Source organism: Thalassospira lucentensis, assembly GCF_032921865.1.
Taxonomy (GTDB): Bacteria; Pseudomonadota; Alphaproteobacteria; order Rhodospirillales; family Thalassospiraceae; genus Thalassospira; species Thalassospira lucentensis_A.
In genome coordinates this window covers 978,345-993,178 of sequence record NZ_CP136684.1, presented here as the reverse complement: position 1 = coordinate 993,178, position 14,834 = coordinate 978,345, and the positions used below count along the sequence as shown (strand labels likewise).

Sequence of the window (14,834 nt, the reverse complement as noted above, 5' to 3'; positions counted from 1 at the left end):
TCAGGTGCCGGTATCTTGTTCCAGAAGCGATAAAACCTGATCAAGGGTCGGGGCGGCATCGGCGGCACCATAGCGTGTGGTCGCCAATGCCCCGGTCGCACAGGCAAAGCGGACGGCATCGCGCAAGGGGCGTCCTTCGTGCAGGGCGACGGCCAGGCCACCGTTAAAGCAATCGCCCGCCGCAACCGTATCAATCGCCGAGACATCAAATGGCGGGACAATCCCGGACTGATCGCCATCCGAATAAAACGCGCCCTTTGATCCCATTTTGATGATCGCGATACGGGCGCCCATTTCGCGCAGCTTTTCGGCGGCCTGATGGGCGGTTTCAAGGTTTTCGGGAAGAATGCCGGTCATGGCGAAACATTCGCTGCTATTGGGGGTGACGATATCGGTCAGCGTCATCAGATCGCGCAGAACAACCCGGTCGGGTACCGGTGCCGGATCAAGAATGATGGTGGCCCCGGCGTCGCGGGCATATTTCATGGCGCAGGCCACGGCGACAACCGGGCATTCAAGCTGCACGAGCAGATAGTCGCAATGTTCAAGGAAAACCTGCTTTTCGCGGATGTCGGCGCGGCTCATGGTCATGTTGGCACCACCGGCCACGGTGATGATGTTTTCCCCGGCATCGTCGATGGATATCAGGGCGGTGCCGGTCTGCGCATCCGTCGTCTGGATCAGCTGGTTGGTGTCAAATCCTTCGATTTTGAGCGTATCAATCAGACTGCGTCCCAGAACATCATTGCCGATTTTGGAAATGAAAACAGGTTTCTGCCCCAGGCGGGCCACGGCAACCGCCTGATTGCAGCCTTTGCCGCCGGGGCCTGTGATGTAATCCTTGGCCGATACGGTTTGGCCGGGTTTGGGCAATTCGGCAACGCGGGCGGCAAAATCGATATTGGAACTTCCGACAATGGCAATGGTCATGGGCTATCCGATTGGCAAATTTCTAATACCTTTTGCTGATATTGGCATCTTTTGAAGTGATTAAAGAACCCGGTGCAACATTTCAGGTGAAATGCATCACACCGCAAAAAAGCCGATCAGGTGGGGCAAAAGGTATCAGTCTGGTGGCGTGGGTCAGGCGGGTTGGAATTCTTCGCGAAGCGCGGAATAGATGCGTTTGAATTTGGCAAATCGCGGTTGATAGGCCGCGTGTCTGTTCATATCGGGTTCGATCACTTCCTGAATGGCCGGTTTCTGGCAGACATCCTCGACCGTTTCGTTATCGAGTGCCAGCCGTCCAAGGCGCGCCGCGCCAAAGGCCGGGCCCTTGGCCGCCCCTTCGTATCGGGCAAGCGGGCAGCCCATGATATCCGATATCAACTGAATCCAGTATCGGCTGCGCGCACCGCCGCCAATGACACCGGGCAATTCACAATGCGTTCCGGCGGCATGCAGGCGTGACTGCCCATCCAGAAGGGCAAAACCGACACCTTCAAGCACCGACTGGACCATTGTTTCGCGTGATGTGTCACTGCCAAGGCCAAAGAACACGCCGCGCGCATAGGGATCGTTATGCGGGGTTCGTTCGCCATTAAGGTAGGGCAGGAACACGACATCCGAGGGGGCCTTGTGCCCGGCTTCGGTCCGTTGCAGCAATGCGCCGATATCCTTTTCACCCAACAGGTTTGCCGCCCACAAAAGGCAGCTTGCCCCGTTCAGCAGGACGGCCATCTGGAACCAGTGCTGGGGTACTGCATGGGCGAAGCTGTGCAGAAGTTCGTGGGGTTTCGGGCGATAACGATCCGATGCGACGAAAATCTGTGACGATGTGCCGAGCGAAATGAAGCCGTCGCCATGGCTGACCGCGCCGACACCGATGCCACCGGTCGCGGCATCCCCGCCGCCGCCCGCGACAATCACGGTCGGCTTCATGTCCCAGCGCGCGGCCAGTTCACCGCGCAGATGGCCGGTGGGGTCGCTGCCTTCGACAAGGCGGGGTAGTTGGGCGATATCCATGCCGGTTGCGGCGATGGCGTCAAAGTTCCAGCTTCGGCTTTCTTCATCAAGCCAGAGCGTGCCGGCGGCATCCGACATTTCGGTGACCTTTTCGCCGGTCAGGCAGAAACGGATGTAATCCTTGGGCAGCAGGACGGTTTTGATCCGGGCAAAGATATCGGGTTCGTGTTTGCGCAGCCAGATCAGTTTGGGCGCGGTCATGCCCGGCATGGCGACCACACCGGCACGCGATGGCAGATCGGGCAGGGCGGCCTGCAATTCATCGCATTCGGCCTTTGCCCGGCCGTCATTCCACAGGATCGCAGGACGAAGTGGTTTATCGTTCGCATCAAGGATCACCGCACCGTGCATCTGGCCCGACAGGCCAATCGCGCGAACCGCGGCAAGGGCGGCGGGGTTGGATGATTTCAACTGATCCATCGCCGTGCAGGTCGCAGCCCACCAGTCATCCGGGTGCTGCTCGCTCCAGAATGGTTTGGGGTTGCTCAGCGTCAGGGGCACATCTGTTTCGGCGACGGTGACCGAATGTTCATCCATCAGAAGCGCTTTAACGGCAGATGTACCGACATCTATTCCGAGAAACATGTGGGACGGCCTCCTGGATTCTTTTTGGTCTTGGTTTCTTATGGGTCATCATAGCAGGGCAATTTCTGATCGAAAGATCAAAAGCTTTGCACGTCGGTTAAATCATCAAGGCGGGGGTATACCCCCAATGCAAAAAGGCCACCGCAGTGATGCAGTGGCCTTTTGAATTTTTGATCCGGCGATGATCAGCGGGTCGGAACCGGCTCGTCGCCGCTATAGTCATAGAAGCCGCGGCCGACCTTGCGGCCAAGCCAGCCGGCTTCGACATATTTGACCAGAAGCGGGCAAGGGCGATATTTGGTATCGGCCAGACCATCATGCAGGACATGCATGATCGACAGGCAGGTATCCAGACCAATGAAATCGGCCAGTTGCAGCGGCCCCATCGGATGGTTTGCGCCAAGGCGCATGGCATCGTCGATGGACCGGACATTGCCGACACCTTCGTAAAGCGTATAGATCGCCTCGTTGATCATCGGCAGCAGAATACGGTTCACGATGAAAGCCGGGAAATCTTCGGCACTTGCCGTGTCCTTGCCCAGTTTCTTGGTCAGTTCATGAATGGTGCGATAGGTCGGCTCGTCCGTGGCAATACCACGGATCAGTTCGACCAGCTTCATCAGCGGCACCGGGTTCATGAAGTGCATGCCCATGAATTTCGACGGGCGGTCTGTATAGGAAGCCAGACGCGTCACCGAAATGGACGATGTGTTGGTCGCAATGATGGCTTCGGGACCCAGAACCGGACACAGAGCCTTGAAAATCTGTTTCTTGGTCTCTTCGTTTTCGGTTGCGGCCTCGATCACGAGATCGCAGTCAGACAGGAAGCTGTAATCCGTACCCGTGGTAATCCGGGCAAGGGCCGCTTCTTTCTGTGCCTCGGTAATCAGGTCTTTCTTGACCTGACGATCCATGTTCTTGCCAATCAGGCCAAGCGCCTTGTCGAGCGCCTCTGCCGATACGTCAAGCAGTCGGACGTCGTAGTCGGCAAGCGCAATCACATGAGCAATCCCGTTGCCCATCTGACCGGCGCCGATTACGCCAATGGTCTTGATATCTTCAAGCGAAGCCATTTGTTCCCCACTCATCCCCCAGGGTCAAAACAAGGTCAGAACAATGTTCTTTGACTGTTCTGACCCTAGATGGGATCTGATTATTTGTCGAGTTCGCTCGCCAGTGCGGGAAGGGCCTCGAACAGGTCCGCGACAAGACCGTAATCGGCAACCGAGAAGATCGGTGCTTCTTCGTCCTTGTTGATCGCAACAATGACCTTACTGTCCTTCATGCCGGCAAGGTGCTGTATCGCACCTGAAATGCCTACCGCAATGTATAGCTGCGGTGCAACAACTTTGCCGGTCTGGCCGACCTGCCAGTCGTTCGGGGCGTATCCCGCATCGACTGCGGCACGCGAAGCGCCAATGGCAGCGCCGAGTTTATCGGCAATCGGTTCGATCAGGTGGAAGTTCTCGCCCGAGCCCATGCCGCGACCGCCAGAGATGACAACACTGGCTGCGGTCAGTTCCGGACGTTCCGACTCGGTCAGTTCCTGACTGACAAAAGCGGATTTTCCGGCATCTTTCGCAGTTGCGATATCTTCGATCGATGCAGAACCGCCTTCGGCCGCGACCGGATCAAAGCCCGTGGTACGGACGGTGATCAGTTTCAGGCTGTCTGACGACTGAACGGTTGCCATCGCGTTACCGGCATAGATCGGACGGACGAAGGTATCGGCACCTTCGACATCGGTGATGTCGGAAATCTGCGCGACGTCTTTCAATGCTGCAACGCGGGGCATGAAGTTTTTGCCCGTGGTCGAAGCGGCCACCAGAACGTGGCTGTAATCACCGGCCAGTTCATTGACGAGACCGGCCAGGTTTTCAGCCAGGAAATGGCCATAGGCCGCGTTATCGGCAACCAGAACCTTGGAAACGCCCGCAACCTTTGCGGCCGCATCGGCAACCGCACGGCAGTTTTCGCCCGCGACCAGAATGGTGATGTCGCCACCGATTTTCTGTGCGGCGGCAACGGTATTGAGCGTTGCGCCCTTCAGTTCGGTATTGTCGTGTTCGGCAATAACAAGAATGCTCATTTGATCGGCCCCCGCTTAAATCACTTTTGCTTCGTTGCGAAGCTTGTCGACAAGCTCGGCGACGCTGGCAACTTTTACACCTGCCTGACGTGCCGGCGGTTCCGTCACTTTCAGGGTTTTCAGGCGCGGCGCGGTGTCGACACCAAGATCAGCCGGGCTTAGCGTATCAAGCGGCTTTTTCTTGGCTTTCATGATGTTGGGAAGCGACGCATAGCGCGGCTCGTTCAGGCGAAGGTCGGTGGTGACGATGGCCGGAAGATCGATCTTGATGGTTTCAAGACCACCATCGACTTCGCGGGTGACGTCAAGCTTGCCATCGGCAACGGCAACCTTGGACGCGAACGTGCCCTGCGGCCAGTCCAGAAGGGCGGCCAGCATCTGACCGGTCTGGTTGGCGTCGTCATCAATTGCCTGTTTGCCGAGGATCACGAGATCCGGGCTTTCCTTGGCAACGACTTCCTTGAGAAGTTTGGCAACGGCAAGCGGTTGCAGTTCGTCGTCGGTTTCGACCAGAATGCCGCGATCGGCACCCATGGCAAGGGCGGTACGCAGTGTTTCCTGACACTGTTTCACACCCAGCGATACAGCGACCACTTCGGTCGCGGTGCCGGCTTCCTTGAGGCGGACGGCCTCTTCAACGGCGATTTCGTCAAACGGGTTCATGGACATTTTGACGTTGTTCAATTCAACGCCAGACTGGTCCTGTTTGACACGGATCTTGACGTTGTAATCCACAACGCGCTTAACGGCGACAAGAACCTTCATGACAGACCTGTTCGTTTTTGTTGTCGAAGCTATGGGCTTGCTGCGTTCTGCCGGGGCAGTCCGCAGTGGGGCCCGATGTTACTGTTTTCCCCGCGATGCACAATAGGGGGTGCTACGGGGCTTGTCAATTTACGTAAAGAGGTTAACGTTAACGACAACTTCTTTACTGAAATTCTGAAGTCTCGGGCTGCCTTGATACGCAACCGAACCCTGAAAAGACAGGGGTTTGTTCGAATATTTGCCTAGCGGGTCAGGCCGGGTTGCCACAGGATATCGTCCTTGCCACCATTATTGGCATGGCGGGCCAGAACGAACATATGGTCCGACAGGCGGTTGATGTAACGGACCGCTTCGGGGTTGATCGCCTCGATTCCCGAGAGCTCCACAATCAGCCGTTCGGCGCGGCGCGATACGGTGCGCGCGACATGAAGCTGGGCCGAAAGGGCGCTGCCACCGGGCAGGACAAAGGATGTCAGCGGATCAAGACCGGCATTGATCGCATCGATTTCGCTTTCCAGCCGCTCGGTCTGCTTGCTCGTGATGCGAAGGGCCGGGCGTTCCGGGTTATCGTCGCTGCCATCACCGGGCGTGCACAGATCGGCCCCAAGATCAAAAAGGTCGTTCTGGATGCGGGCGAGCATGGCATCGACATCACCAGTCGCATGCAGGCGGGCAACCCCAATCACCGCATTGGTTTCGTCCACCGTGCCATAGGCCGCAACGCGAATATCGTTTTTGGCAACGCGGGTGCCATTGCCAAGGGCGGTTTTGCCCTTGTCGCCGGATTTGGTGTAGATGCGGGTCAGTTGAACCATGGTGAATTCCGTTGTCCTGATGCGTGACTTTCGGGGTGGATCATCGGCGGGCCTATTTGCCCAGCGCCATGAAGGACAGAATGACCAGAAGCAGCAGGGCAATCCCCTGTACCAGTACGCGAAGCTGCATCAGCTTGTTGGATTTTCTGGCATCCTTGCCACGTGCCATGGTGATGATGCCAAGCACCAGAATAACCGCGACCGCGGCCATCGCGATCAGAACGCCAATCTGTAAAAATCCAGCCATACCGGACTACTCCTTTGTGCCGCCCTGCGGGTGTGATGTGCCGGGCGGGGCGACATGCTGCGTCAAACTGCGGGCGGGGGCAAGGTCGCAGATCGAAAAATCTTTGCGATTTCCGATGACTGGTTCCTATAGCCGTATCCTAGGGTTGGCCCGATGGCGTGAAATCGCGCCGGTCAATCCGAAGCTTTTTGATCCGCGATGCCAGTGTTGTCGGCTTTACATTCAAAAGGGCTGCCGCGCCATCGGGGCCAAAAATCCGGCCGCGTGTGGTTTCAAGGGCGCGGATGATATTGTCATATTCGCGTTTGCGCCGGTCATCTTCGGTCAGGATTGCCGATTGGGGGCTGGCCTGATCACGTGCGGGGTTGGCATTGCCATGATCTGTTTCGCGGCGGTTGGGTTCGGGCAGGTCAAAATTCAGTTTACCGTCGCGCGCCAGAATGGCGGCGCGTTCGATGATGTTTTCAAGTTCGCGCGCATTGCCCGGCCAGTCATATTTCATCAGGCTTCGGACCTGCCCGTTGGTGAGCGTCAGTTGCGGAATGTTCAGCCGCTGGCAGATATTGCGCAGGAAATGTGTCGCCAGGGGCGGGATATCGTCGGGCCGTTCGCGCAGCGGCCGGCATTCGATGGGAAACACATTCAGGCGGAAATACAGATCTTCGCGGAAGCGGCCGAGCCGGACTTCTTCCTTGAGATCGCGGTTGGTTGCGGCCAATAGCCTTACATTGACCTCTCGCGTGCGTTCCTCGCCGATGCGTTCGAACTTCTGATCCTGCAGAACGCGCAAAAGCTTGCCCTGTAGTTCCAGCGGGATTTCACCGACCTCGTCCAGAAATAGCGTTCCGCCATCGGCCAGTTCGAACCGCCCGACGCGATCGCGCACGGCCCCGGTAAAGGCACCGCGGACATGGCCGAAAAACTCGCTTTCGAACAGTTCATGGGGGATGGCGGCACAGTTCACGCGCACCAGAACACGGTCGCGCCGGTGGCTTGCCTGATGGATGGCGCGCGCGATCAGTTCCTTGCCGGTCCCCGATTCCCCGGTGATCAGGACGTTGGCATCGGTCGGGGCGACCAGATCGATCTGTTTAAGCGCACTATTGATCGCCTCGGACTGGCCGATGATTTCATGGTGGTTGTTGGTCGACAGGATTTCTTCCTGCAGATAGGCGTTTTCAAGTTCGAGCCTTTCGCGCAGGCGGTCGACTTCGGCAAGCGCCGCATGCAGCTTTTCCTCGGCAATCTTGCGTTCGGTGATATCGCGAAACACGATCACCGCGCCAATCACCAGCCCATGATCGCGGATCGGGGTGGAGGTATATTCAACCCGGATCGGTTTGCCGTCGCTGCGCCAGAAAACCTCGTCATCAACCCGCCGAACGATGCCTTCGCGGAACGCATTGTAAATCGGGCAATGTTCGGCGTGGTAGGGATCGCCATTGATATGCGAATGGTGGATGATCGAATGGATTTCCTTGCCCACCAGTTCCTCGGCCGTCCAGCCCAGCATCCGTTCGGCAGCCGGATTGACGAAGGTGGTGATGCCGTCGCTGTTGACCCCGTAAATGCCTTCGCCCGCTGCCCCCAGGATCAACTGGTTTTCGCGTTCGATTTCGCGGAAAAACCGTTCGGCACGCCGCCATTCGGCAATGCCTTCGCGCAGGTAATTATCGGCCTCGGCATCGACGTCGCGGCGGTGGCGGGCATCAAGGTCACACAGGATGATGATCAGGTAATCCTCGCCCTCCCAGTGCAGGGCGCGGGCTTCGTGTTCAAGCTGGATTTCGGTGCCATCCGCATGCATCAGGTTAAGGCCCCGCGTCCAGGCGAAGCCGTGATAAAGGGCGGCCTGACTGAACACCACAAGGCTTGGCACCTGCCCCTTGTGCAGGCTGCTCATGGCGGTAGATTTAAGGTCCGCAATGCTGCGGCCCAGCAAATGCGCCGCCGCCTGATTGGCAAACATGATGCGATCACTTTGCGGATGCACCAGCAAAGTCGGATGAATATGCGATGCAAGGGCCTGTTGATACAGGGCATCCGAAACCGTTGGGGGTGGCGGGTTTGCAATCTGATCCATCGTGATTGGCCTACGATATTTCGTAAATATGGTTACGAAATATCGTAAATTACGAAATTTCGTATAGCCCGAGATTGCGCCTGTTTCGGGCCAAAGTCCAGTCTTTCCCTAGAGTTTTTCGCGCTGCACAAATCTGGCACGCCGGTTGCTGTTATCACCCCGAATATCGGTGTCGCCTGACGGGCGGCGTAAACAAAACAGGGGGTGACCACATGTCTATCAAAAGTCTGGGCGATCCATTCAGTGGCGAAAGCGATCTGCGGCATAGCAAATCGTGCGGCTGCGAGGCTTGCGCAACCGGCAAACATCACCATGCCGGTCATGACCATCACGAAGACACATACGATCTGGCATCGATGCCCGCCCATAGCGATATGGCTGTGGATGGCGCGGCGTCATCGTCTGGCAAACTTGCCAGCAGCGAGGAAATGCTGGATCGCGCGATTGAAAGTGCGGTGGTCCGCTCTGTCTTCGGGCATAACGAGATTTCGCGTCGTTCCTTTGCCAAAATGGTTGGCAGCGGCACGATGATGGCGGCACTGGCGTCGGTCCTGCCGCTGGATAAGGTCAAGGCGGCGATCCTTGATGATCTGGGCACGCCGGAAAAGACCAAGCTTAATATCGGTTTTGTTCCGATCACCTGCGCCACACCGATCATTATGGCCCAGCCGATGGGCTTTTATGAGAAATACGGCCTTGATGTCGATGTGATCAAAACTGCGGGCTGGGCGGTCGCACGTGACAAGTCATTGAACAATGAATATGACGCGTCGCATATGCTCACCCCGATGCCGCTTGCCATCACCATGGGGGCGGGTTCGACCGCAACCCCGTTCCTGATGCCGGCAGTTGAAAACATCAACGGGCAGGCGATTGTCCTGCATAACGACCATCTTGATAAACGCGATCCCAAACAGTGGAAGGGCTTCAAGTTCGGTGTGCCGTTCGAATATTCGATGCACAACTTCCTGCTGCGTTATTACGTCGCCGAACATGGCCTTGACCCGGATAAAGACATCCAGATCCGTGTCGTTCCGCCGCCCGAAATGGTCGCCAACCTGCGTGCGGGTAACCTTGATGGCTATCTGTCGCCTGATCCGTTCAACCAGCGTGCCGTCTGGGAGAAAATCGGCTTCATCCACACCCTGACCAAGGATATCTGGGAAGGTCATCCGTGCTGCGCATTTGCCTGTTCCAAGGCATTTGCCGATGAAATGCCCAATACCTATGGCGCGCTTCTGAAATCGATTGTCGATGCGACGCAATACGCATCGAAGCCGGAAAACCGCAAGGAAATTTCGGCAGCAATCGCGCCGACCAACTATCTGAACCAGCCGGTGCCGGTCATCGAGCAGGTCCTGACCGGGCGGTATGCCGATGGTCTGGGCGAGGTCAAGAATGTGCCGGATCGCATCGATTTCGATCCGTTCCCGTGGCATTCGATGGGTGTGTGGATTCTGACGCAGATGAAGCGCTGGGGCTATATCGACGGCGATGTCGATTACAAGAAAATCGCCGAAGAAGTCTATGTCGCGAGCGATTGCGCCAAGATCATGAAGGACCTTGGCTACGAAGCACCAGACAGCACCTATCAGAAATACACGATCATGGGCAAAGAGTTCGACCCCGATCAGCCCGAGGCCTATGTCAACAGCTTCCCGATTGGCAAAGGGGTAAGCTGATATGATCGCATCCCTGAATGCCAGGGCGCTGCTGTTGTCTGCTGTTTTGCTGGCGGTTCTTCTTGGAATATGGGAGGCCGCCAGCCCCCAGCAGAAACTGGGCAGTGAACTGACAGAATATGAAATCCTGATGGGCGGGGCAGAGCCAAAGGCCGCCGTGCCGCCGCCATCTGCGGTGTTTGTCAAGGCGTGGGAAGAACTTTCCAACCCTTTCTATGATGCCGGTCCCAACGACAAGGGGATTGGCATTCAGATCGGCTATTCGCTTTATCGCGTGCTGTCGGGCTATTTTCTGGCCGCTGCAATTGCCATTCCCGCCGGGTTTCTGATTGGCATGTCGCCATTGATGTATCGGGCACTTGATCCGTTCATCCAGATCCTTCGCCCGATTTCGCCGCTGGCGTGGATGCCGCTTGCGCTATTTGTCATTCAGGACAGTCAGGCATCGGCGATTTTCGTGATCTTTATCTGTTCGATCTGGCCGATGCTGATCAATACGGCCTTTGGCGTTGCCGGTGTACGCAAGGACTGGGTCAATGTCGCGCGCACCCATGAACTGGGCACGCTTAAAACCGCATGGATCGTCATTCTTCCGGCGGCGGCGCCGACGATCCTGACGGGGATGCGGATTTCCATCGGGATTGCGTGGCTGGTGATTGTGGCCGCCGAGATGCTCGTGGGCGGTACCGGCATTGGCTATTACGTCTGGAACGAATGGAACAATCTGGATCTGACCAGTGTGATCTTTTCGATCCTGATGATCGGCCTTGTCGGCATGCTTCTTGATACGGCGTTCGCCTATTGCGCCCGCCTTGTGCAGTACCAGGAATAAGGAAAAGCACCATGCCAACACCCTTCCTGAGCGTACAGGGACTAAGCAAACGGTTTCCCGGCCCTAAGGGATCTGATCCGTTAACCGTGTTTGAAAACGTCAATCTTGGCATCGAAAAGGGCGAATTTGTCTGCATCATCGGTCATTCGGGCTGCGGCAAATCGACGATCCTGAATATCCTTGCCGGGCTGGACGAGCCGACCGACGGTGCGGTGATCATGAATGGCAGGGAAGTATCGGGGCCGAGCCTTGATCGCGGTATCGTGTTTCAGAACTATTCCCTGTTGCCGTGGTTATCCGCGCTTAAAAACGTGACCTTTGCCGTGCAGGCGCGTCATCGCAACTGGACCAAGAAACAGGTCCATGATCATTCGATCAAATATCTGGAAATGGTGGGTTTGACCGGCGGGGCGGAGCTTCGCAAGCCATCACAATTATCAGGTGGCATGCGTCAGCGCGTTTCGATTGCGCGTGCCTTTGCCATTCAGCCGGAACTGCTGTTGCTGGATGAGCCGTTTGGGGCACTTGATGCCCTGACACGGGGCAGCATTCAGGATGAATTGATCCGTATCTGGGCCGGGTCGGATCAGACTGTCTTCATGATCACCCATGATGTGGACGAGGCGATCCTTCTTGCCGACCGCATCCTTCTGATGACCAACGGCCCCTATGCCAGGGTTGCGGAATCGGTACAGGTCGATATCGAACGTCCGCGTGTCAGGGCCGATATCATCCATCATCCCGACTATTACGATATTCGCAACCATCTGGTCGAATTCCTTGCCAAACGGTCCCGCGAACTGGCCGGGAAGCGCGACGAGGATGGCGTTTCCGAACCGAACGTCATCCGTTTTGGTCTGAACGGGCCGGTTGCCAATAAATCCAACAAAGGTGCCGGGGAAACACCTGCGCGTGCGCGGGTGGTGAATGGTGCCGACTAATCCGTAACGACACAGACAGTGAAGTGGAGAAAAGCTGTGAAAAAAGCAGATGTGAAAGAACTGATCATTACGTCCAAAAAAGCCAAGGGTCTTGGCTGGGAAGAAATCGCCAGCAAGATCGGCATGTCCCCGGTATGGACCACGTCGGTCTGCCTTGGCATGAATTCCGCGCCCAAGGAAAAGGCCGATATGCTGGTGGCCCTGCTGGAGCTTCCGGCGGAGGCATCCGCCGTGTTGCAGGAATGCCCGATGAAAATCTGGGAACAGGCGGTGCCGACCGATCCAGCCGTGTACCGTATCTATGAAATCATGGGCGTTTACGGCGAAACGATCAAAGAAATCATCCATGAGAAGTTCGGCGACGGCATCATGAGCGCGATTGATTACGAAATGTATATCGAACGCAAGGCCGATCCGAAGGGCGACCGCGTTGTCGTGACCCTTGATGGCAAATTCCTGCCTTATCGTGCCTGGTAAGATAATATCGCACGCGGTTAAGGCAATCCCATATCGGCAGCGGATGAATATTGATCCGGATGTCGCAGTCCAGTCAGGCCGATCTGCATGCGCGGGTTGGCCTGATCTGTTGTTGCCGCAGGACTGAAACAGGTCGGGAAACAGTCAATTGCCAATTTCGCGCTGGCGGGAAGACCGTCTTATCCTACATCTTGGGGACATCACGTTGGATAAGGGTTGATGGTCTGGCGCAATGTGCGATCCCATCAACCACCATGACCCAAATCAGGAAGGATAATAATCAGATGGCTGATCTGTCCGCATTTGACATCACCAAACGCTGGCCCGCCAAGAACCCCGATATCCTGCAGCTTTATTCCCTGCCGACACCGAACGGGGTCAAGGTTTCGATCATGCTGGAAGAAACCGGCATCGATTACGAGCCGCATTTCATCGATATCGGCAAGGACGAAACCTGGACGCCGGAATTCCTGTCGCTGAACCCGAATGGCAAAATCCCGGCCATCATTGACCCTAACGGCCCGGATGGAAAACCGGTTGGCCTGTTTGAATCGGGCGCAATTCTTTTGTATCTGGCGGAAAAAACCGGAAAATTCCTGCCATCTGATCCGATTGCCCGGATCGAAACCATCCAGTGGGTGTTTTTCCAGATGGCGGCAATTGGCCCGATGTTTGGCCAGCTTGGCTTTTTCCACAAATTTGCCGGGCGTGAATACGAGGATAAACGCCCGCGGGATCGGTATGTTGGGGAATCCAAACGTTTGCTGGGTGTTCTGGAAACGCGTCTTGCCGGGCGTGACTGGATCATGGGTGATGAATATACCATTGCCGATATCGCAACCCTTGGCTGGGTGCGCAATCTGGTCGGTTTCTATGATGCCGGGGCACTGGTGGATTATGACAGCCTCAAAAACGTTCCGGCATGGCTTGAACGCGGGCTTGCGCGTCCGGCGGTGCAACGTGGTCTGGAAATTCCGGCGCGTCCTTAAAGTAAGGGGTTCGCGTCCTTGATCCTGCCCGCCGGATGAAAAATCTGACCACATGGTCAGAAATGCTTTTCATCCGGCCGGGCTGGGATTAACACATGGGGGTAATCCAGTATTCGTCCCACGTTTCAAGCGAGCCCACCCATGACCACCTCGACCACCAGCCGCATCAAGGATCCGGCACTTGCTGCCAATATCACCGATGAAACCCTTGCCTGGCGCGAGGTGATCTGCCCGGTGACTGCCAAATACGGCAATTACGTTGCCAAACGCGATCTGCGTGACAAAACCATCGTCAGTTTCCAGCACGTTCTTGAAGACACCATTCCGACCTTGCTGCCGTTCGTCAAAGCAGGCGCCAAGGTCAAGGTGGGCGCGTGCAACCCCGATAGCACCGATGATGTTGCGGCGGCCTATCTGGCGGCGAACGGGGTCGAGGTCCATGCCTTTTCCGGCATGACACCAGAAGAATATGCCAAAAGCATCGATATCCTGTCTGATAGCCCGGCCGATATCGTGGCCGACATGGGTGGGGAACTGATCGAGGCGTTTGTGAAAAAGGGCCATAAGGTTGATGGTGCGCTTGAAGCGACCACGACCGGCGTTCACCGCGTTGAAAAGCTTGATTTCACTTTCCCGGTCTTTAACTGGAACGATATCGCGATCAAGGATCGACTGCATAATCGCCATCACGTGGCGCAGGAAATGTGGCCGGTCTTTTCCAATGTCACCGGTCTGGCGCTTTATGGTCGTTCGGTTCTGGTGATCGGCTTTGGCCCGGTCGGGCGCGGCGTTGCCGAACGGGCGCGCAATCTGGGGGCGGTCGTATCGGTCGCCGAACGCGATCCGGTTCGCGCCCTTGAAGCACAGCATCACGGTTGCCGCGTTGTGGCGCTTGAAGACGGGCTTCGGGAATGTGCGATTGTCGTTACCGCCACCGGTTTTTCCGGCATTCTTGGCCCGGATCAGATCAAACTGGCGCGTCGTGGTGCCATTCTGGTCAATGTCGGGCATTCCAATACCGAAATTGACGTCAAATGGCTTGATACGCAGGAATGCACCCGGATGCGCCGCTATATCGAACGTTTCACGCTTGATAACGGCAAGGAAGTTTACCTTCTGAACCGTGGCAGCCTTCTTAACCTCGCGCCGGGCATGGGGGGATCGGGCAAGGACCTGTTTGACCCGTTTTCCGCCATTCTGATTCGCGGGATCGACTGGCTGGCATCAGGGGGCGCATCGTCCTTCAAGCCGGGATTCTATGATTACCCGGCGGATGTCGAACGCGAAATCGCCGAGGCGGTTTTACGGTCGCATAGCTGATTTCCGTTTCATCAAATACAAAACACCCCGGCATGTGACCGGGG

At 56.6% G+C, this 14,834-nt stretch carries 14 protein-coding genes; 6 read left to right on the top strand and 8 right to left on the bottom strand.

Annotated features, from left to right (window positions below):
- The 8 genes from rbsK to R1T41_RS05195 all read right to left on the bottom strand — a co-directional run bounded on the left by rbsK (position 1) and on the right by R1T41_RS05195 (position 8,549).
- Entirely contained in the window at positions 1–930 is a 930-nt protein-coding gene (gene rbsK / locus R1T41_RS05230) for a ribokinase (RefSeq protein ID WP_317340425.1), read from the bottom strand.
- A 153-nt stretch (positions 931–1,083) separates the two neighbouring features.
- A complete protein-coding gene (gene xylB, locus R1T41_RS05225) occupies positions 1,084–2,550 on the bottom strand; it encodes a xylulokinase (protein WP_317340424.1) in 1,467 nt (488 codons plus the stop codon).
- Positions 2,551–2,735: 185 nt separating this feature from the next.
- The gene (locus R1T41_RS05220) at positions 2,736–3,623 is read right to left on the bottom strand and encodes a 3-hydroxybutyryl-CoA dehydrogenase (protein ID WP_062948428.1); all 888 of its coding nucleotides are present in this window, start codon (positions 3,621–3,623) and stop codon (positions 2,736–2,738) included.
- A gap of 80 nt (positions 3,624–3,703) precedes the next feature.
- Positions 3,704–4,639 (bottom strand): electron transfer flavoprotein subunit alpha/FixB family protein, encoded by a 936-nt coding sequence (locus tag R1T41_RS05215; protein WP_317340421.1) that lies wholly within the window; start codon positions 4,637–4,639, stop codon positions 3,704–3,706.
- 15 nt (positions 4,640–4,654) lie between these two features.
- Entirely contained in the window at positions 4,655–5,404 is a 750-nt protein-coding gene (locus R1T41_RS05210) for an electron transfer flavoprotein subunit beta/FixA family protein (protein WP_037987118.1), read from the bottom strand.
- A gap of 242 nt (positions 5,405–5,646) precedes the next feature.
- Positions 5,647–6,219: a cob(I)yrinic acid a,c-diamide adenosyltransferase gene (locus R1T41_RS05205; protein WP_317340417.1), complete on the bottom strand. Its 573-nt coding sequence runs from the start codon at positions 6,217–6,219 to the stop codon at positions 5,647–5,649.
- Positions 6,220–6,271: 52 nt separating this feature from the next.
- Complete coding sequence (locus R1T41_RS05200; RefSeq protein WP_062961271.1) at positions 6,272–6,466, bottom strand: twin transmembrane helix small protein; 195 nt, start codon at positions 6,464–6,466, stop codon at positions 6,272–6,274.
- Between the two features lie 139 nt (positions 6,467–6,605).
- Entirely contained in the window at positions 6,606–8,549 is a 1,944-nt protein-coding gene (locus tag R1T41_RS05195) for a sigma 54-interacting transcriptional regulator (protein ID WP_317340414.1), read from the bottom strand.
- A gap of 212 nt (positions 8,550–8,761) precedes the next feature.
- Here R1T41_RS05195 and R1T41_RS05190 point away from each other — a divergent pair, with 212 nt between their 5' ends.
- The 6 genes from R1T41_RS05190 to R1T41_RS05165 all read left to right on the top strand — a co-directional run bounded on the left by R1T41_RS05190 (position 8,762) and on the right by R1T41_RS05165 (position 14,790).
- Entirely contained in the window at positions 8,762–10,231 is a 1,470-nt protein-coding gene (locus R1T41_RS05190) for a CmpA/NrtA family ABC transporter substrate-binding protein (RefSeq protein WP_317340412.1), read from the top strand.
- Between the two features lies 1 nt (position 10,232).
- Positions 10,233–11,063 carry a nitrate ABC transporter permease gene (ntrB, locus tag R1T41_RS05185; protein ID WP_007092352.1) on the top strand — a complete coding sequence of 277 codons (831 nt, stop codon included), beginning with the start codon at positions 10,233–10,235 and terminating at the stop codon, positions 11,061–11,063.
- A gap of 11 nt (positions 11,064–11,074) precedes the next feature.
- The gene (locus R1T41_RS05180; RefSeq protein WP_317340408.1) at positions 11,075–12,004 is read left to right on the top strand and encodes an ABC transporter ATP-binding protein; all 930 of its coding nucleotides are present in this window, start codon (positions 11,075–11,077) and stop codon (positions 12,002–12,004) included.
- A 36-nt stretch (positions 12,005–12,040) separates the two neighbouring features.
- A complete protein-coding gene (cynS, locus tag R1T41_RS05175; protein WP_007092354.1) occupies positions 12,041–12,481 on the top strand; it encodes a cyanase in 441 nt (146 codons plus the stop codon).
- A 284-nt stretch (positions 12,482–12,765) separates the two neighbouring features.
- Complete coding sequence (locus R1T41_RS05170) at positions 12,766–13,470, top strand: glutathione S-transferase N-terminal domain-containing protein (protein WP_317340405.1); 705 nt, start codon at positions 12,766–12,768, stop codon at positions 13,468–13,470.
- A gap of 141 nt (positions 13,471–13,611) precedes the next feature.
- Positions 13,612–14,790: an adenosylhomocysteinase gene (locus tag R1T41_RS05165; RefSeq protein WP_317340403.1), complete on the top strand. Its 1,179-nt coding sequence runs from the start codon at positions 13,612–13,614 to the stop codon at positions 14,788–14,790.
- The last annotated feature ends 44 nt before the right edge of the window (positions 14,791–14,834 follow it).